This window comes from Xanthomonas arboricola pv. populi, assembly GCF_002939945.1.
Lineage (GTDB): Bacteria > Pseudomonadota > Gammaproteobacteria > Xanthomonadales > Xanthomonadaceae > Xanthomonas > Xanthomonas arboricola_A.
In genome coordinates this window covers 71,147-86,807 of sequence record NZ_MDEB01000004.1, presented here as the reverse complement: position 1 = coordinate 86,807, position 15,661 = coordinate 71,147, and the positions used below count along the sequence as shown (strand labels likewise).

The 15,661-nt window shown below is 65.9% G+C and carries 17 protein-coding genes; 6 read left to right on the top strand and 11 right to left on the bottom strand.

All coding sequences use genetic code 11. The features are described 5' to 3' along the window. Positions 1-173 precede the first annotated feature (173 nt). Both XaplCFBP3123_RS12540 and XaplCFBP3123_RS12535 read right to left on the bottom strand, forming a co-directional pair. Positions 174-746 carry a pseudouridine synthase gene (locus tag XaplCFBP3123_RS12540; RefSeq protein ID WP_104534346.1) on the bottom strand — a complete coding sequence of 191 codons (573 nt, stop codon included), beginning with the start codon at positions 744-746 and terminating at the stop codon, positions 174-176. 358 nt (positions 747-1,104) lie between these two features. Continuing rightward, complete coding sequence (locus XaplCFBP3123_RS12535) at positions 1,105-1,959, bottom strand: class I SAM-dependent methyltransferase (protein WP_104534345.1); 855 nt, start codon at positions 1,957-1,959, stop codon at positions 1,105-1,107. A gap of 221 nt (positions 1,960-2,180) precedes the next feature. Here XaplCFBP3123_RS12535 and XaplCFBP3123_RS12530 point away from each other — a divergent pair, with 221 nt between their 5' ends. From XaplCFBP3123_RS12530 to XaplCFBP3123_RS12515, 4 genes are all read left to right on the top strand, one after another. After that, positions 2,181-3,152 carry an aldo/keto reductase gene (locus XaplCFBP3123_RS12530; RefSeq protein WP_104534344.1) on the top strand — a complete coding sequence of 324 codons (972 nt, stop codon included), beginning with the start codon at positions 2,181-2,183 and terminating at the stop codon, positions 3,150-3,152. Between the two features lie 119 nt (positions 3,153-3,271). Next, positions 3,272-4,300, top strand: coding sequence for an NADP-dependent oxidoreductase (locus XaplCFBP3123_RS12525; RefSeq protein ID WP_104534343.1), 1,029 nt, complete (start codon positions 3,272-3,274; stop codon positions 4,298-4,300). A gap of 69 nt (positions 4,301-4,369) precedes the next feature. Beyond that, on the top strand, positions 4,370-5,173 hold the full coding sequence (dkgB, locus tag XaplCFBP3123_RS12520; protein ID WP_104534342.1) for a 2,5-didehydrogluconate reductase DkgB: 804 nt from the start codon (positions 4,370-4,372) through the stop codon (positions 5,171-5,173). 146 nt (positions 5,174-5,319) lie between these two features. Then, positions 5,320-5,622, top strand: coding sequence for a hypothetical protein (locus XaplCFBP3123_RS12515; RefSeq protein WP_104534341.1), 303 nt, complete (start codon positions 5,320-5,322; stop codon positions 5,620-5,622). Positions 5,623-5,692: 70 nt separating this feature from the next. On the opposite strand, the gene XaplCFBP3123_RS12510 is transcribed toward XaplCFBP3123_RS12515, so the two are convergent. After that, entirely contained in the window at positions 5,693-6,103 is a 411-nt protein-coding gene (locus XaplCFBP3123_RS12510) for a hypothetical protein (protein ID WP_172453243.1), read from the bottom strand. A 182-nt stretch (positions 6,104-6,285) separates the two neighbouring features. Here XaplCFBP3123_RS12510 and XaplCFBP3123_RS12505 point away from each other — a divergent pair, with 182 nt between their 5' ends. Beyond that, positions 6,286-7,137, top strand: coding sequence for a DUF2884 family protein (locus tag XaplCFBP3123_RS12505; protein ID WP_104534340.1), 852 nt, complete (start codon positions 6,286-6,288; stop codon positions 7,135-7,137). A 56-nt stretch (positions 7,138-7,193) separates the two neighbouring features. On the opposite strand, the gene XaplCFBP3123_RS12500 is transcribed toward XaplCFBP3123_RS12505, so the two are convergent. From XaplCFBP3123_RS12500 to XaplCFBP3123_RS12475, 6 genes are all read right to left on the bottom strand, one after another. Then, complete coding sequence (locus XaplCFBP3123_RS12500; RefSeq protein WP_104534339.1) at positions 7,194-7,895, bottom strand: alpha/beta fold hydrolase; 702 nt, start codon at positions 7,893-7,895, stop codon at positions 7,194-7,196. Positions 7,896-8,177: 282 nt separating this feature from the next. Further along, on the bottom strand, positions 8,178-8,606 hold the full coding sequence (locus tag XaplCFBP3123_RS12495; RefSeq protein ID WP_104534338.1) for an organic hydroperoxide resistance protein: 429 nt from the start codon (positions 8,604-8,606) through the stop codon (positions 8,178-8,180). Between the two features lie 103 nt (positions 8,607-8,709). Further along, positions 8,710-9,171 carry a MarR family winged helix-turn-helix transcriptional regulator gene (locus tag XaplCFBP3123_RS12490; RefSeq protein ID WP_104534337.1) on the bottom strand — a complete coding sequence of 154 codons (462 nt, stop codon included), beginning with the start codon at positions 9,169-9,171 and terminating at the stop codon, positions 8,710-8,712. A 119-nt stretch (positions 9,172-9,290) separates the two neighbouring features. Continuing rightward, positions 9,291-9,947, bottom strand: a complete 657-nt coding sequence (locus XaplCFBP3123_RS12485) for a hypothetical protein (protein ID WP_253254201.1) — start codon at positions 9,945-9,947, stop codon at positions 9,291-9,293. Between the two features lie 26 nt (positions 9,948-9,973). Beyond that, a complete protein-coding gene (zapE, locus tag XaplCFBP3123_RS12480; RefSeq protein WP_104534336.1) occupies positions 9,974-11,068 on the bottom strand; it encodes a cell division protein ZapE in 1,095 nt (364 codons plus the stop codon). A gap of 78 nt (positions 11,069-11,146) precedes the next feature. After that, positions 11,147-11,809, bottom strand: a complete 663-nt coding sequence (locus XaplCFBP3123_RS12475; protein WP_104534335.1) for an alpha/beta hydrolase — start codon at positions 11,807-11,809, stop codon at positions 11,147-11,149. 66 nt (positions 11,810-11,875) lie between these two features. On the opposite strand from XaplCFBP3123_RS12475, the gene XaplCFBP3123_RS12470 reads away from it, so the two are divergent. Then, complete coding sequence (locus tag XaplCFBP3123_RS12470; protein ID WP_104534334.1) at positions 11,876-12,757, top strand: hypothetical protein; 882 nt, start codon at positions 11,876-11,878, stop codon at positions 12,755-12,757. A 202-nt stretch (positions 12,758-12,959) separates the two neighbouring features. Here XaplCFBP3123_RS12470 and XaplCFBP3123_RS12465 read toward each other — a convergent pair whose 3' ends face one another. Both XaplCFBP3123_RS12465 and XaplCFBP3123_RS12460 read right to left on the bottom strand, forming a co-directional pair. After that, positions 12,960-14,678 carry an ExeM/NucH family extracellular endonuclease gene (locus XaplCFBP3123_RS12465; RefSeq protein ID WP_104534333.1) on the bottom strand — a complete coding sequence of 573 codons (1,719 nt, stop codon included), beginning with the start codon at positions 14,676-14,678 and terminating at the stop codon, positions 12,960-12,962. A 315-nt stretch (positions 14,679-14,993) separates the two neighbouring features. After that, positions 14,994-15,512 carry a c-type cytochrome gene (locus XaplCFBP3123_RS12460; protein WP_104534332.1) on the bottom strand — a complete coding sequence of 173 codons (519 nt, stop codon included), beginning with the start codon at positions 15,510-15,512 and terminating at the stop codon, positions 14,994-14,996. Between the last annotated feature and the right edge of the window lie 149 nt (positions 15,513-15,661).

Below are 15,661 nucleotides of genomic sequence, written 5' to 3'. Positions count from 1 at the left end.
CGGTGCTTCGCAGACCGGATAGGCCACGCAGACACGCAACCGTTGCATCTCTGTTTGCGTTACCAATCCTGCTGGTAATGCTGCATGGGCGGTGCGGTAAGCGACGCTATACAAAATGCATCAAGCTCAGCGTCGCGTGCGGTGAAGCGACCGCTATACCGAATGCCTCAGGCTCAGCGTCGGGTCCTGGTCGGGCGCGGGCCATGCGCTTGTTCGCTGCGCCACTGGCCCGGCGCTAGCGCATCCAAGGTCCAGTCGCCGATCGCCACGCGGATCAGACGCAGGGTCGGAAGACCCACCGAGGCGGTCATGCGCCGCACCTGGCGATTGCGGCCTTCGGTGATCTGCAGCTCCAGCCAGGCATCGGGCACGGTCTTGCGCACGCGCACCGGCGGATCGCGCGGCCACAGTTGCGGTGCCGGATCGAGACCGCGCACCTTGGCCGGGCGGGTCGGGCCGTCGTTGAGCAGCACGCCATCGCGCAAGGCCTGCAGTTGCGCAGGCGCCGGCTCGCCTTCCACCTGCACCCAATAGGTCTTGGGCTGCTTGTGGCGCGGGTCGGTCAAGCGATGCGCCAATGCGCCATCGTCGGTCAGCAGCAATAAGCCTTCGCTGTCGTGATCCAGACGACCGGCCGCGTAGACGTCGGCCGGCAGGCCGAATTCGGCCAGCGTGCGTTTGGGCGGCTGCGAGCGGTCGCTGAATTGCGACAGCACGCCATAGGGTTTGTTCAACAACACCAACATGCCAATCCTGTTGCGCAAGGTCGTTGCAGGACATGCGCGCGGCGCGTGATGTCGTGCACCGAGTTGAAGAGGTCTCGCCACGCGCGACAGGCGATGCGCTGCCCTGCTTGTAACGGCGTTGAACGCTGACGCAGCGAGCATCGCTTCACTAGCAGTTCTGCAACGTTGGCGCTGCGGACAAACCCAGAGCCGGCTGGCTGGCCGTCATTGCGCTGACCGCGCCGGTCGTGCAGTCGTGCGGCCGTGCGCCTGGTCGCGCCGTCCTCGTATGCCGCGCGTCATCCCAGCATCGACACATCGCAGCGGATAGCCAAGACCTGCATACCGACGCGCGATGCGTCGGTATGCAGGCGGCATCTCACTGCTTGACGAACTTCAAGGTCATGCGGTCGCTCTCGCCGATCGCCTGGTACTTGGCATCGTCGGCCTTGTCATGGTTGTTGCTCGGCGGCAGGGTCCACACGCCACCGGCATAGTCCTTGCTGTCGCGCGGATTGGCGTTGACCTCGCTCTTGCCGGCGAGCTTGAATCCGGCCGCTTCGGCCATCGCAATCAACTGCGCCTGGCCGACATAGCCGCTCTTGTCGTCGGCCGGCACGTCGGCCTTGGCACGGTGCTCGACCACGCCGAGCACACCGCCGGGCTTGAGCACCTTGTAGAAGCCGGCAAACATCGCCTCGGCATTGCCGGCCATGCGCCAGTTGTGCACGTTGCGGAAGGTCAGCACCAGATCGGCCGAGTTGTCCACGCCGAACGACGGCGTCTTGGGCATATAGGAAACGAACGACGGCTTGCCATACACCTGCGGCTTGGCAGCGAACTTCTTCTCCAGCTCGTCGCGCCCACGCTGCGCCGAGTCGCGGCCGCGCCCCTCCGGCACGCCGGCCGGGTCGACCACCGCGGCAACATACTTGCCCTTGTCGCGCAGGTACGGCGCCAGGATTTCCGAATACCAGCCGCTGCCCGGCGTGATTTCGATGACGGTCTGGGTGGGCTTGATGCCGAAGAACGCCAGCGTCTGGCCGGGATGACGATAGACATCGCGCTGCACGTAGACGCGATCGCGCCAGTTGCCGTCGATGGCTTTTTGCAGCGCCGCATCGGGCGCCGGCAGGCTGGCGCTATCGGCCGGTTTGATTGCCATTGCCAGCGGCGCGCCTATCGCCACTGCCATCCCCACCACACATGCACACACCAGCCTGTTGCGGATCATCGCAGCGCCCTTTGCGGGAAAAAGTAGCGCGAGCCTAGCATGCGGCCCGAAGCCTGCCATGTGCAGGGGATCCGCGCGCCGCACCAGGTGCGGCAGGCGACATGTTCAAATGGTGTGAGTCGATGAGGGCGATCTGCGGAACGCTGAATCCACGCAGGTGTCACACGCAACATCGACACGCATGACTATCCTGTCGGCAGTTCGAATCAGGAGCAACCGTGATGACCCACTCCCGCGCGCTAGGCCGCTCCGGCCTGCAGGTTCAACCGATCGTATTCGGTGGCAATGTGTTTGGCTGGAGCGCCGACGAGGCGACCTCGTTCGCGTTGCTCGATGCTTTCGTCGATGCCGGTTTCAATCTGATCGACACCGCCGATGCGTACTCCGGCTGGGTGCCGGGCAATCGCGGTGGCGAGTCGGAAACCATCATCGGCCGCTGGCTCGCACGCAGCGGCAAACGCGACAAGGTGTTGATCGCCACCAAGGTGGCCAAATGGAGCGAGCATCCGGGCCTGTCGCCGGAGAACATCGCCGCTGCGGTGGAGGATTCGCTCGCCCGTCTGCAGACCGATGTGATCGATCTGTACCAGGCGCACGAAGACGACGCATCGATTCCGCTGGAAGCCACGCTGGCCGCGTTCGGCCGCTTGATCGAACAGGGCAAGGTGCGCGCCATCGGCGCGTCCAATTACAGCGCCGCACGCCTGCGCGATGCACTGGATGTTTCCGAGCAGTACAAGCTGCCGCGTTACGAAAGCCTGCAACCGGAATACAACCTCTACGACCGCGCCGGCTATGAAGCCGAGCTGGAGCCGTTGGTGCGCGAACGCGAGCTCGGCGTGATCAGCTACTACTCGCTGGCCAGCGGCTTTCTGACCGGCAAATACCGCAGCGCCGACGATGCCGGCAAGAGCAGCGCGCGCGGCGCCTCGGTAGTCAAGCAATACGTCAATCCGCGCGGTCTGCGCATCCTGCAGGCGCTGGACGATCTGGCGGTCACTCACAACGCGACGCCGGCCCAGATCGCCCTGGCCTGGCTGATCGCACGACCGGGCCTGACCGCACCGATCGTCAGTGCCACCAGCGTGACCCAATTGCACGATGTGCTGGCCGCCGCGCAGGTATCGCTGAGCGCCGATCAGATCGCACAGCTCGATGCCGCAAGCGCCCCCGAGCCGGCCGACGCGGCCTGACGCATCGGTTCGCAGCACGCGCGCATTGCAAAGACGGACAGACGTCTTCCCGCGCGCAGCCGCCAGCGCGGCTGTGCCTTCCGGTCGCGTACGCGCGGCCCCTTCCGCAAGGAATCCCCATGACATCGATCACCAACCGCCGCATCGTGCTGGCCTCGCGCCCGCACGGCGAGCCCGGCGCCGACAATTTCCGCATCGAAGACGTCGCCCTGCCGCCCACCGGGCACGAGCAGATCCTGGTGCGCAACCGCTTCCTGTCGCTGGACCCGTATATGCGCGGACGCATGGACGACGGCCCGTCCTACGCCGCACCGGTGGAGATCGACGCGGTGATGGAAGGCGGCACCGTCGGCGAAGTGCTCGAATCGCATCATGCCGGCTATCAGCCCGGCGACTTGCTGGTGCTGCCCGGCGGTTGGCAGAGCCATAGCCTGCTGACGCCCACCGCGCCGTTGCGCAAGCTGCCCAAGGACGATGCCCTGCCGCTCAGCACTGCGCTCGGTGTGTACGGCATGCCTGGCTTCACCGCCTACGCCGGCCTGCACGAAATCGGCAAGCCGCAGGCCGGCGAAACCCTGGTGGTGGCGGCGGCCAGCGGGCCGGTCGGCGCCACCGTGGCCCAGCTGGCGCGCCTGCGGGGCTTGCGCGTGGTGGCCATTGCCGGTGGCGAGGAAAAGGTGCGCTATCTGCGCGAAGTGCTGCGCGTGGATGTAGCACTGGACCATCGCGCCGACGACTTTGCCGAGCAACTGCGCGCTGCCACGCCGGACGGGATCGACATCTACTTCGAGAACGTCGGCGGCAAGGTCTTCGACGCGGTATTGCCGCAATTGAACGACTTTGCGCGCATCCCGGTCTGCGGCGTGATCGCCACCTACAACCGTCGCGGCCAGGCCTCGCCGGGGCCGGATCGCCTGCCGGAGTTCATGGGCCAGGTGCTGCGCAAGCGACTGACCGTGCGTGGCTTCATCCAGCACGACTTCATCCGCCTGATGCCCGTCTTCCTGCGTGAGATGGGCCAGTGGCTGCGCGACGGCCAGATCCAGTACCGCGAGCACGTCCTGCACGGCCTGGACAGCGCCCCGCAGGGCCTGATCAGCCTGCTGCGCGGCGAAAACTTCGGCAAGGCCGTCGTCGCCCTCGACTAGCTCGACTCGCAGCGCCGGATACGCTCCCCGCTTTTACGATTCCCCATTCCCGATTACCAAAGGAACACAATGACAGTCCCCGCATTCGGCCTCGGCACCTTCCGTCTCAAGGACCAGGTCGTCATCGACTCGGTGCGTAATGCACTGGAGTTGGGCTACCGCGCCGTCGATACCGCGCAGATCTACGACAACGAAGAGCAGGTCGGCCAGGCCATTGCCGCATCCGGTTTGCCGCGCGACCAGCTGTACCTGACCACCAAGATCTGGGTCGACAAGTTCGAACGCAGCGCCTTGCTGCCCAGCCTGCAGGAAAGCCTGCGCAAACTAGGCACCGACTATGTCGATCTGACCCTGATCCACTGGCCTTCGCCGAAGGATCAGGTACCGATGCGCGACTACCTGGAAGCCTTGAACGAGGCCCGGCAGCAGGGCCTGACCCGTGCGATCGGCGTGTCCAACTTCACCATCGCGCTGATCAGGCAGGCCATCGAGATCCTGGGTGCCGATGCCATCGCCACCAATCAGATCGAAGTGCATCCGTACCTGCAGAACCGCAGCCTGATCGCGTTCTTGCGCGAGCAGGGCATCCATGTCACCTCGTACATGACACTGGCCGTGGGCGAGGTGCTGAAGGACCCGGTGATCCAGGCGATCGCCGCGCGCCACGACGCCACCCCGGCGCAGATCACCCTGGCCTGGGCATTGCAGCAAGGGTATTCGGTGATTCCGTCCTCGACCAAGCGCGACAATCTGGAAAGCAATCTCAAGGCGCAGACGCTGCGGTTGAGCGAGCAGGACATGACCGAGATCGCCGCACTGGACCGCGGTCAGCGCCTGGCCAATCCGAAGGCCATCGCACCCGACTGGGATTGAGGTCCCGGGGTTGCCACGGATCGGCGCTGTCCGGCCCGTGGCGCAGCCACCGCGACGACCGCTCGTCGTCGCGTGCTGGTTTGCACACGGCAGGCGCTGCTACGGTGCCAGGCACAGGGGGTAGCCTCGGCAACGGAGTCCTACTCATGCAAAGCGCATCCGTCTTGACCCGCCGCACCGTCAATCTCGATACAGAGATCGCCTACTGGCGCGATGTCCACGCCGAAGGCCATCTGGGTGGTTACGCCTTTGCCGATTACGCCCGGCTACTGACGCTCGGCTACGACATCTATCTGGCCTATCCACGCGCGACCGAAGCGCAACTGTATCGCGTGCTGCAGGACGGCTATTACCACTATCGACCGCTGCTGTCGGTGCCCTGGGACCAGGCGCGCTGGATCGCGCGGCATGCGTGGCGGCATCTGGAAGAATCCGCCGTCCGGCATTGAAACGAGCGTTCTGACGTAACGCGACCACTGCGACCACTGCGCAGCCCGTGCGGCCGCGCAGCGCCTCAGCTCACTGCCCCAGCGCCATCGCCTGGCGATCGATGCGGTGCTTGTCGGCCAGTGCCTGCATGCCCTGCAGCGTGGCGGCGATCAGGCTGGCGTAGCGCAGCCGCCACAGCGTGGCACGGGCGTTGTCGTCTTGGGTATTGCCCAGGCCATCGAGCACCTGCGGCAGACGGCGGTCGGCCAGGGCGGACGCGGCCAGGTACGGCTTTTCCGGTGCGATCACGTCCACCGGTGCGCGCCAGTCGTTGGCAACCTGCTGGGAAATGCCGGCCAGGTGCGAGAGCTGGTGCATGCCGATCAGCGTCTCGTGCAGCATCTCGCGGCACGCCCACTGCCACAGCGCCACCTTCTCCGATGGGTCCTTGGCAATTTCGGTGAGTGCCAGATCAACCTTTTCGATGCGTGAGTCGCGCATTGCTGAGCTCCGATGCTGCTGTGCAACATAATTCACACCATACCCCGTGAGTATCAGGTGAGCCAAGCGTTTGGAAGATGTCGGCGCAGCGATGCTCGACCCGGTTCACGCTTTGCGCGGTTGAGCCAGGACGCTGCGGCACCCTGACTTCCTGCCCATGGTCAGGCGCGCAGCGGCGCCCCATGCTGCCGCATCCCCGCTTCCAGGCATCCGTCATGCGCTTTCACGTTGTCCTGGGCTCGTTGCTGCTGCTGGCGGCCTGTAGCGCACGGGCAACAACCGCCAGGCCGCAGGTGTCCGCCCAGCAGTGCGAGGTCAGTATCTCCTACGACGTGCTGACCGACAGCGGCGGCATCTGGCTGCGTCGCAAGCAAGGCGTGCCGCGCGAGATTTTCTTCCACGGTGGCGAACTCAACATCGATCGCCAACCGCAACCGGTCAGCTCGGCCGATGCGCAACGCCTGCGCGAACTCGAGCAAGGTGCCCGCGCACTGATGCCGGCCGTGACCGCCATTGCCCGCTCGGTGGTCGACATCAGCTTCGACGCACTGGCCGGCGTGGTGCAGATGCTGACCGACAGCGCACGCCAGGAGCGCAAGGTGGAGCGGCTGCGCGGCACCGCGCTTACGCAGGTCGATGCCACGCTGGGGCGTGGACGCTGGGAACAGGCACTGTTCGACGAACGTTTCGAAGCCAGTGTCGAACGCGCTGCCGACGACCTGGCCGGCAGCCTGACCCGCAGCGTGATGTGGACGGTGATGACCGGACGCGCTGCGCAAATGGAGCGACGCGGCGAGCAACTGGACGCGCGCATGGAGCAGCAGATGCAGGCACGCAGCCAGGCGCTGGGAGCACAGGCACAGAGGCTGTGCACGCAAGCGCATGCGCTGTATGGGGTGCAGCAGGCGCTGGAATATCGCTTCCAGGGCGAGCGGCTGCAGATGCTGGAACTCAACACGCGCCAGCACAAAGACGAAAAAGACCAACCCGATGCGCCGGTGTCCAACAGTGTTGTGGTGACGGCGGCGCACTGACAGCGACGATGCGTTGCAAACGGCATTGGCGGAACTGCAAATCGGTTGGCGCAGCGTCAGGCGAGCAACCATTGCCGCAGCACATCCGATACCGCCTGCGGCTGCTCCAGTGGCGACAGATGCCCGCAGGCAGGTACTTTTACCAGCCGCGCCTGTGCTGCGAGTGCGGCCATTTCCTCGTGCAATGCAGGCGGAGTGATCGCATCGTCCTCACCGCACAGCACCAGCAGCGGGCCGGCATAGGCGCGCAGCAGCGCGCGGCCGTCTTCCCGCTCCAGCCGGTTCTGCCGCAGGAATACCTCCACGCCCAGACGCTGGGTCATGCCTCGCACCCGCTCCAGCAAGGCCTCGTCGTGCCAGCGCGAGGGGTGCACATAGTGCCGCAGCAGCCGTTCGCCGAATCCGTGGAAGGCACTGGCGCCACGCACGCTCGCTTCCTGCGCGCGCCGTTGTGCCGCGCGCTCGGGCGAATCGGCACGTGCAGAGGTATCCAGCAACGCCAGCCGCTCGACGCGCTCAGGGGCGATACGCAGGATTTCCTGCGCGACGTAGCCACCCAACGAAAACCCCGCCAATGCAAAGCGCGGCGGCATCTGCGCCAGCAGCTGTGTCGCCAGCGCACGCATGCGCTCGCCCTGGGTGATGTCGCCGACCACGCAGTCGGCAACGTCGGCCAGTGCCACGCGCTGCGCGTGCCACAGCTGCGCATCGTTGAGCAGACCGGGGAGCAGCAACAAGGTGGGACGCGTTGCGCTCATGCGCGGAAAAGTCCGATCGAGGTCGCAGAAGCTGGCACTGTCATCGCAACAGTGTGCCGCGCGGTGACGCCCATCGCCAGCGCGTGCATGCGCATCCGGACGCGGGTGACGTCGACCCGTCTGTCGTGTTGTCCCGCGGACGTACCAGACTGCGCTGTCGGCGATGCCGTCGCCTATGTTTCTACAGAGCAGCGCTCCTGCTCCTGCAACAAAACGGCCCGACGCAAGCGCCGGGCCGTTTCTGACTCCACCACGTATTGCGCGCGGTGGTGCTGGCGTGAATCAGGCCAGGGTCAGGGTGACGTCGATATTGCCGCGGGTCGCGTTGGAGTAAGGGCAGACCTGGTGGGCCTTGTCGACCAGCGCCTGCAGTTCGGCCTGGTCCATGCCCGGCACTGCGATGCGCAGCTCCACTGCAATGCCGAAGCCGCCCGGAATCTGGCCGATGCCGACGCTGCTGTCGATGCTCACTTCGCCCGGCAGCTTGAGCTTTTCTTGCCCCGCGACAGCCTTCATCGCGCCGATGAAGCAGGCAGCGTAGCCGGCAGCGAACAGCTGCTCCGGGTTGGTGCCGTCGCCGCCGGCGCCGCCCAGCTCGCGCGGGGTGGACAGCTTGGCGTCCAGCGCCTTGTCGGAAGACACGGCACGGCCTTCGCGGCCACCGGTCGCAGTGGCGTGGGCGGTGTAGAGGACTTTTTCAGGTGAGGCCATGGTGGTTCTCCAGGTGAGCGCTGTCAGCGCGTGATGTAGATGAATCGTTGACGATTGAATCGTGTGCGACATGTTGCATGGCGCGTGGGCAATGCTGATCGCCTCACCCCGCGCCGAGGTTGGAGCGTAATGTCTCCAGCTGCTGCTTGAGGTGACGCAATTCGTCCAGGGAGCACGCCGAGGCACAGAAGACCTGCTCGGGGACCGCGCCGGCCTTGGCGCGCAGCGCGCGGCCGCTATCGGTCAGCGCAATGATCACCTGGCGCTCGTCGCTGGCAGCGCGCGTGCGGGTGACCAGTCCGGCGGCCTGCAGGCGCTTGAGCAGCGGGGTCAGCGTGGCCGAGTCCAGATATAGGCGCTCGCCGATCTCCGACACGCTGCGGCCGTCGGTTTCCCACAGCACCAGCAGCACCAGATATTGCGGATAGGTCAGGTCCAGCGTCTTCAGCAGCCCGCGGTAGAGCTTATGCATCGCCAGATTGGCCGAATACAGCGCAAAGCACAGCTGGTTGTCGAGCTGCAGCAGCGCGTCGGTCCGGGCGTTGGTGGCTGTGGCGGTGTCCATGGCTGCAATTTACATAGCGCACTATTTGATTGCAAGCGATTTTTTCGCTTATCGCCTTTACGGGGGAGCGGCTGTACCACTGCCGCTGCCGCGCGACACCCCCCCCGCTACGCCACGACTCAGGTGAACTGGATGAGGAAATGTCCCGCCGCAGCGCCTTCGCCCAGCTTCCTGGCGCGCTGGTCTGCAAACAGATAGCCGGTGCCATCACCGAAAATGCCGGCGTAACCGGGATCGATGCGACGTAGCTCGGACTCTACAAACTGGGCAAGAAAGTAGTAGCGCGGGCTTGTATAGATGGGGTCCTGCAACCAACGCGGTCGGCCGAGTTGTTTGCTCATTCCTGCGCCGCTGTCCTCATCTTCCAGCTCTTCGGCCATGTCGTGGTCATCCAATGGCTGTAGCCCGAGGAAATGACGCCCGAGCAACGGCGCACTGTCACCGACGTACACCTCCTGCGTCGCACGTCGATGCAGCAGCACCTTGCTATGGCCCTGCGCGATTTTGTCGAACTCGCTTTGCTGATTGACGGCGAGCCTACGCAGCGACGACCGGCCATAAGCGCCGCCGGACCGCTCGATCGAGGCGAAGACCGTCAGCACCATATCGTCGGGCAGATAGGGCGTGGGCAAAAACAACGCGGTGAGCATGACGATGGGCAGCATCGGCCGGCCGGTCGATGGATCCAATGGCCATAGCGCTGCATCGTGCAACCAGGCACCGCCGCCGAATTGGCCCAAGCCGCCGTCTTCGTCGGTAACAACGATCTTGTGCAATCCAGGCCCCGGACGCGTGTGCATGTTTATGCCCGATGCGCGGTCGCCAGATACGCGGTGCTCTGCATCTCGATCAGACGCGAGGCGGTGCGCTCGAACGCCCCGGCCAGGCGCTGGCCGCTGTACAACGCGGGCGGGGCGTCCTGCGCGGTGCAGACCAGATTGACGTGGCGGTCGTACAACTCGTCGATCAGATTGACGAAGCGGCGCGCGGCGTCCTCGTTCATGCGGTCGAAGTGCGGGATGCCGCCCAGCAACACGGTGGTGAATTCGCGTGCGATTTCGATGTAATCGCCCGGGCCACGCGGCCCCTCGCACAGCGCGGCAAAATCGAACCAGGCAATGCTCTTGCCGCGCGCACGCACGGCAATCTTGCGCGTCTCGATTTCGATATTGCCGCTGCGCGCATCGGAATTTCCGCTCAGTTCGCCCCACCGCTGCATCAGCCACGCATCGGCCTGCGCATCCAGGGGCGCGCGATACACCGGCGAGCGCGTCAGCGCACGCATGCGGTAATCCTCGGTGCCTTCGGCATAGAGTTCCACGCAGAACTTCTGCAGCAGGCCGATCGCCGGCATGAAACTGTCGCGCTGCAGACCATTGGCGTAGAGGTTTTCCGGCGCGGTGTTGGAGGTGGTCACCAGGGTCACACCTTCGGCAAACAGACGTTCCAGCAGGCGCGCCAGCAACATTGCATCGCCGATGTCGGTGACGAAGAATTCGTCCAGCACCAGCACGCGCAGATTCTCGCGCCACTGCTGCGCGATCTTGGCCAGCGGATCGCTTTGCCCGGCATGCTCGCGCAGTTGCTCGTGCACCCCGCGCATGAAGCGATGGAAATGGGTGCGGTATTTTTGCTTGATCGGCAGCCCGTCGTAGAACAGGTCGACCAAAAAGGTCTTGCCGCGCCCCACCCCGCCCCAGAAGTACAGGCCGCGCACCGGCTCGGGCTTCTTCCAGAACGCCGAGAGCCGGTCCAGCCAGCCGTCCTGCGCACTGTCCACCAATGCCTCGTGGATACGGTCCAGTTCCGCCAGGGCCGCCCGCTGCGCGGGGTCGGCGCGCCAATCGCCGCGTTGTACGCCGGCGGCGTAGCGCTGCGACGGGGTCATCTCACTCATCGTGCTCTCCGCGGGCCGGCTGCTGCCTCGCCCGCTCAACGGCGCATCGCCGGGCGATACGCATGGGCCATGCCGCGGTCAGACGGCGGCCGGCAACCAGCGCCGGACACCATGCTGGATCGCACCGCGCAGGTCGATCAACTTGCGGTGGAAAAAGTGGCTGGTGTCGGGCATACGGACCAGCTCGGGCTGCTGCTCCAGGGTTTCCAGCCACTCATACACCGCCTGCGGGTCGACGATCTCATCGGCATCGCCCTGTACCACCAACCACTGCGCCGGCGGCTGCACGTCGCTGAAATCCCAGCGCCCGGCCGGCGGCGCGATCGAGATCAGCACCTGCGGTTCGAGCGAGCCGGCGGCGCGCAACGACACATACGCACCGAAGCTGAAACCGGCCAGCCATAGCGTGTCGCCCGGGCGCTGGCTGCGCACCCACGCAGCGACCGTGCGCAGATCGTCCTGCTCGCCATCGCCATGATCGAACGCGCCGGTCGAATTGCCGACGCTGCGGAAATTGAAGCGCACCACGGTGATCCCCAGCTCGCGCAGCGCGCGTGCAGCCATGGTGACGACCTTGTTGTGCATGCTGCCGCCTTCGGTGGAGAGCGGGTGACAGACGATGGCGGTGACCGGTTGCGCGGCAACATCCGGCTCGGGCAGATCGACCGCGACATCGAGCGGGCCGACCGGCCCATCCAACGTCAATGCAGCCGATTCGGTGGGAAATAAGGGATTGGACATACCGTCATAATAGCCGCCCCGCCGGCCGCGTTCATCGCCCTGCCTGCACACTTCGTTGCGTTGCCCATGCATTTTCTGTTGTTTGCCGTCGTTTGCAGTGTCCTGGTGTCGGTGCTGTTGAAGCTCGCGCCGCGTCGCGACATCGACGTGTTTCAGGCCATTACCTGGAACTACGCCACCGCCAGCGTGTTGGCTGTTGCACTGCTCAAGCCGTCGTTTGCCAGTCTGGGCGGGCCGACCACGCCGTGGCTTGCGCTGCTGGGGCTTGCGCTCGCGTTGCCGAGTATTTTCCTGCTCCTCGCGCGCTCGATACGCGTTGCCGGCATCGTGCGCACCGATGTGGCGCAACGCCTGTCGCTGTTGTTGTCGCTGGCGGCTGCCTTCAGCGTCTTCGGCGAAACCACCGGGCCGTGGAAGCTGGCCGGCCTGGGCGTCGGGCTGCTGGCAATCGTCGGTATCGTGCAGCGCCCGCGTGCTGCGGCTGCGGTCGAGTCCGCATCGAATGCCGACAACCAGGCGCGCGCGTGGCCGTGGTTGCTCTGCGTGTGGGCCGGCTTCGCGCTGATCGATGTGTTGCTCAAGACCATCGCGCTTTCCGGCACGCCATCGCTTACCGCGCTGACGCTGTGCTTTGCGATCGCGTTCGCATTGCTGCTGCTCGCGCAGTTGGAGCGCATCCGGCGCGGCCATCGCCTGCATTTGCGCAGCATCGCCGCAGGGCTGCTGCTGGGCGTGCTCAATTTCGGCAACATCCTGTTTTACGTGCGTGCGCACCAAACCCTGCCGCATAGCCCGGCGACCGTATTTGCGACGATGAACATCGGTGTGGTGGCGCTCGGCGCGCTGGTCGGCATTGCGGTGTTTGGCGAGCGCACCACCACTTGGACGCGTGCGGGGCTGGCATTGGCGGTGCTGGCGATCGCGCTGATCGCCTGGGGCTCGCGCTGACGCGCCGTGCATACGGTCCTGCACGGCGCCTGCGCAACTCTCACGTACGCATTGCGTGGCGGCCTCAACGCTGCCAGTGCGGAAACGGACCGTCCAGCGGTTGCCATTGCGCCGGACCCTGGCGCAGTCCGTGCTCGCTGAGCGGCTACGTCGCCGGCATGGAAAGTGCGCGGGCTAGGGGCACGGCCGACCCCAGGCCGTGCTACAGCGAAAAGCCCAGCAAGACCGGGTCGTGATCGGAACTGCGCCACGGGCCGGGCAGGTTGCGCTTGGCGTAGCCGGCGTCGTCCATGACATCGGCGTTGATATGCCATTCCACCGCGCCGCGCAGTTGCTTGGCCATCGCCGGGCTGAGCAAAGCGTGGTCCAGCCGTCCGCTCATGCCATCGTAGACGTAGCTGTAAGGCTGCTTCACGCCAGCCACCGCAAAGGCGTCCTGCCAGCCGCTGGCACGCAGGCTGCGCATCGGGGTTTCCATCGCGTAGGCGTTGAAATCGCCCAGCAACACGACCAGCTTGGTCTGCGCGCCGGTGGGGTCGGCCTGCAGCCACTGGTGCAGGCGCTTGGCCGATTCGGTGCGGGTGGCGTTCCAGCAGGCCTGGCCATCGCGCTGATCGGCATCGGCGCCGCTGGCGCTGCCGCAGCCCTTGGACTTGAAGTGATTGGCGACCACCACGAAGGTCGCCCCGCGGGTGCTGCGAAACGCCTGCGCCAGCGGCACCCGGCTATGGCTGTCGAACGGCCCGCCGGTCAGCGTGGCCGGCTTGCCGACCGGGGTGACCTGCGAACTGCGGTACACGATGCCGACCCGGATCGCGTCATCGCCCGGGCCGCTGCCGGTGTCGACGAACTGCCAGTCCTTGTCCTTGTCGGCCGCGTTGAGCGCGGCGACCAGTTGCGCCACGGCCGCATCGGCGCCATTGCCGTCGTTTTCCAGCTCCATCAACGCGGCCACATCGGCGCGCAACGGCACGATGGTGGACACCAGCTTGGTCAGCTGCGCCTGGAACTGCTCCTGCGTGCGCGCACCGCGCTTGGTCGGGAACCCGCCGCCGCGGCCATTGCCGTTGAAGAAGTTTTCCAGATTGAACGCGGCGATACGCAGATCGCCGCCCACCTGTGGCGCCACCGCGGTTGGCATGGCCGGCAGCATCAATGGACTCAGCACCTGGATGCGGTAGTTGCCGTCGTAACGCTGGTCGACGATGCCGTCGACCGACTTGAGCAGGCTGCCACTGCGCAGCACAGGATCGGCCGGCAGATAGGCCACCGTCTTGGGGCTGCGGCCATTGCGTGCGTCGTCCAGCAACACTTGGCGACGGGCGTTGTCGGCCTCCACCTGCGCGAAGGCCGGGGTGCCGGCGGCGGCCACTTCGCTGGGCTGCCACAACCGACCGCCGAAGGCGGCGACCAGCTCGCCGTAGGTGTCCAGACGGTCGCTGCCGTTGAGCGTCAGTGCGGCGATGCGCACATGCTCGCCTTCCAGCGCTTCCCAGCTGGCCGGCGGCCCGCTGAGCATGCGCACCGGCACCGGCTGGCCGCTGGCGAGTCGCTCGATGTTGCTGGCATCCAATGTGGTCAGACTCGCCTCGCCACCTGCCGACACCTCGCGCACGGTGCCGACGATGCGCACGCGGTCGCCCACCGCCACCTCGGCATTGCCGGCACCGGTGACGAACAGGCCATGCGAGCGCCGCGGTTCAAAGCCGGGCTGCTGCACGAACAGCCCGGCCAGGCCGGCACGCGTATCGGCGGTGACGATACCCTCCACTTCGACTACACGGCCGTCGTGGGGGCTACGGGTGTCTTCGCCCTGGACGTCGGCGATCGACAGACGTTGCGGCGCGCCCTCGGCGGCACTGCCCAGCAGTGGCGCCAACAGACCGATCACACCGAGCACAACCAGCGAGCAACGCGACATCGAGACACTCCGGAAAAAGACGTAGACCACATGCGAGCGCCACCCGAAGGCGACGCGTGAGAACCCTGACAGGCTAGCAAAACGCTGCAAGCGCCGACCAGCTGCTGCGTGGATAACGTGGCCGGTCTACAGGTGCCGGCACAATTGCGAGCATTCCCTGAAGAGATGGCGCTGACGTGCACGCCCAAGGCTGGCGTACGGGGCCGTGCAGCGAAACGCGAACGCACCCGCGTACGGCAGGCGCTGCTACCTGGCCGCACACCGACCGCTTGATTGCAGCCGCTGGTTGCGGGCGCTCGCTGCTGCTTCAGGCGCTTACTTCAGATTGCTCAGCATCCAATCGACCGTGGCCCGCACCTGCTCTTCGGTCAGCGCCGGGTTGCCGCCCTTGGGCGGCATGATGCCGCCGTCCGGGCCGGTGTAGCCCTCGATCGCATGCTTGTACAAGGTGTCCTTGCCCTGGGCGATACGCGCGTCCCAGTGCACATGGTCCAGCGTCGGCGCCTTGCCCACGCCGGTGGTGTGGCAGGCGGTGCAGAGATTGTCGAAGATGGTCTTGCCGTCGGTGCTGCCACCGTAGGCGGACTGCGAGGCGGCCTTGGCCAGCGCTGCGGCCTGGGCTGCAGCCTGTGCGGACGCACCGGTGGTGCCGGCATAGACCGCGCCAGCCGGGGCGATGCGTTGCTGCACGCGTTTGGCTGCGGTGGGCGAGACTTCGTCGGGAATGGCGCGTTGCAAATAGGCTGCCAGGGCAATCAGGCCCAGGGTGATCACCACCAGTAGTCCGATCACCATCGAGAATTTCTTCAGGAACTCGAGGTCGTAATTCCGCACGCGCTCACCCCTGGCTGTTGGTCGAAGACCTCTGCTAGCGCCGGAGTATAGAGCACAGTTCGCGCCCGTCTGGCCACTGTGCATGACAGTTATTGCAGCGGTGTGCGCTGCGCCCTGCCGCGCTGTGGCTCTGGCCCGCACGCCCGCCG

Excerpts from the sequence above, each read along its gene's own strand:
- XaplCFBP3123_RS12540 (WP_104534346.1), bottom strand. The coding sequence starts at position 746 with ATGTTGGTGTTGTTGAACAAACCCTATGGCGTGCTGTCGCAATTCAGC.
- XaplCFBP3123_RS12535 (WP_104534345.1), bottom strand. The coding sequence starts at position 1,959 with ATGATCCGCAACAGGCTGGTGTGTGCATGTGTGGTGGGGATGGCAGTG.
- XaplCFBP3123_RS12530 (WP_104534344.1), top strand. The coding sequence starts at position 2,181 with ATGACCCACTCCCGCGCGCTAGGCCGCTCCGGCCTGCAGGTTCAACCG.
- XaplCFBP3123_RS12525 (WP_104534343.1), top strand. The coding sequence starts at position 3,272 with ATGACATCGATCACCAACCGCCGCATCGTGCTGGCCTCGCGCCCGCAC.
- dkgB (WP_104534342.1), top strand. The coding sequence starts at position 4,370 with ATGACAGTCCCCGCATTCGGCCTCGGCACCTTCCGTCTCAAGGACCAG.
- XaplCFBP3123_RS12515 (WP_104534341.1), top strand. The coding sequence starts at position 5,320 with ATGCAAAGCGCATCCGTCTTGACCCGCCGCACCGTCAATCTCGATACA.
- XaplCFBP3123_RS12510 (WP_172453243.1), bottom strand. The coding sequence starts at position 6,103 with ATGCGCGACTCACGCATCGAAAAGGTTGATCTGGCACTCACCGAAATT.
- XaplCFBP3123_RS12505 (WP_104534340.1), top strand. The coding sequence starts at position 6,286 with ATGCTGCCGCATCCCCGCTTCCAGGCATCCGTCATGCGCTTTCACGTT.
- XaplCFBP3123_RS12500 (WP_104534339.1), bottom strand. The coding sequence starts at position 7,895 with ATGAGCGCAACGCGTCCCACCTTGTTGCTGCTCCCCGGTCTGCTCAAC.
- XaplCFBP3123_RS12495 (WP_104534338.1), bottom strand. The coding sequence starts at position 8,606 with ATGGCCTCACCTGAAAAAGTCCTCTACACCGCCCACGCCACTGCGACC.
- XaplCFBP3123_RS12490 (WP_104534337.1), bottom strand. The coding sequence starts at position 9,171 with ATGGACACCGCCACAGCCACCAACGCCCGGACCGACGCGCTGCTGCAG.
- zapE (WP_104534336.1), bottom strand. The coding sequence starts at position 11,068 with ATGAGTGAGATGACCCCGTCGCAGCGCTACGCCGCCGGCGTACAACGC.
- XaplCFBP3123_RS12475 (WP_104534335.1), bottom strand. The coding sequence starts at position 11,809 with ATGTCCAATCCCTTATTTCCCACCGAATCGGCTGCATTGACGTTGGAT.
- XaplCFBP3123_RS12470 (WP_104534334.1), top strand. The coding sequence starts at position 11,876 with ATGCATTTTCTGTTGTTTGCCGTCGTTTGCAGTGTCCTGGTGTCGGTG.
- XaplCFBP3123_RS12465 (WP_104534333.1), bottom strand. The coding sequence starts at position 14,678 with ATGTCGCGTTGCTCGCTGGTTGTGCTCGGTGTGATCGGTCTGTTGGCG.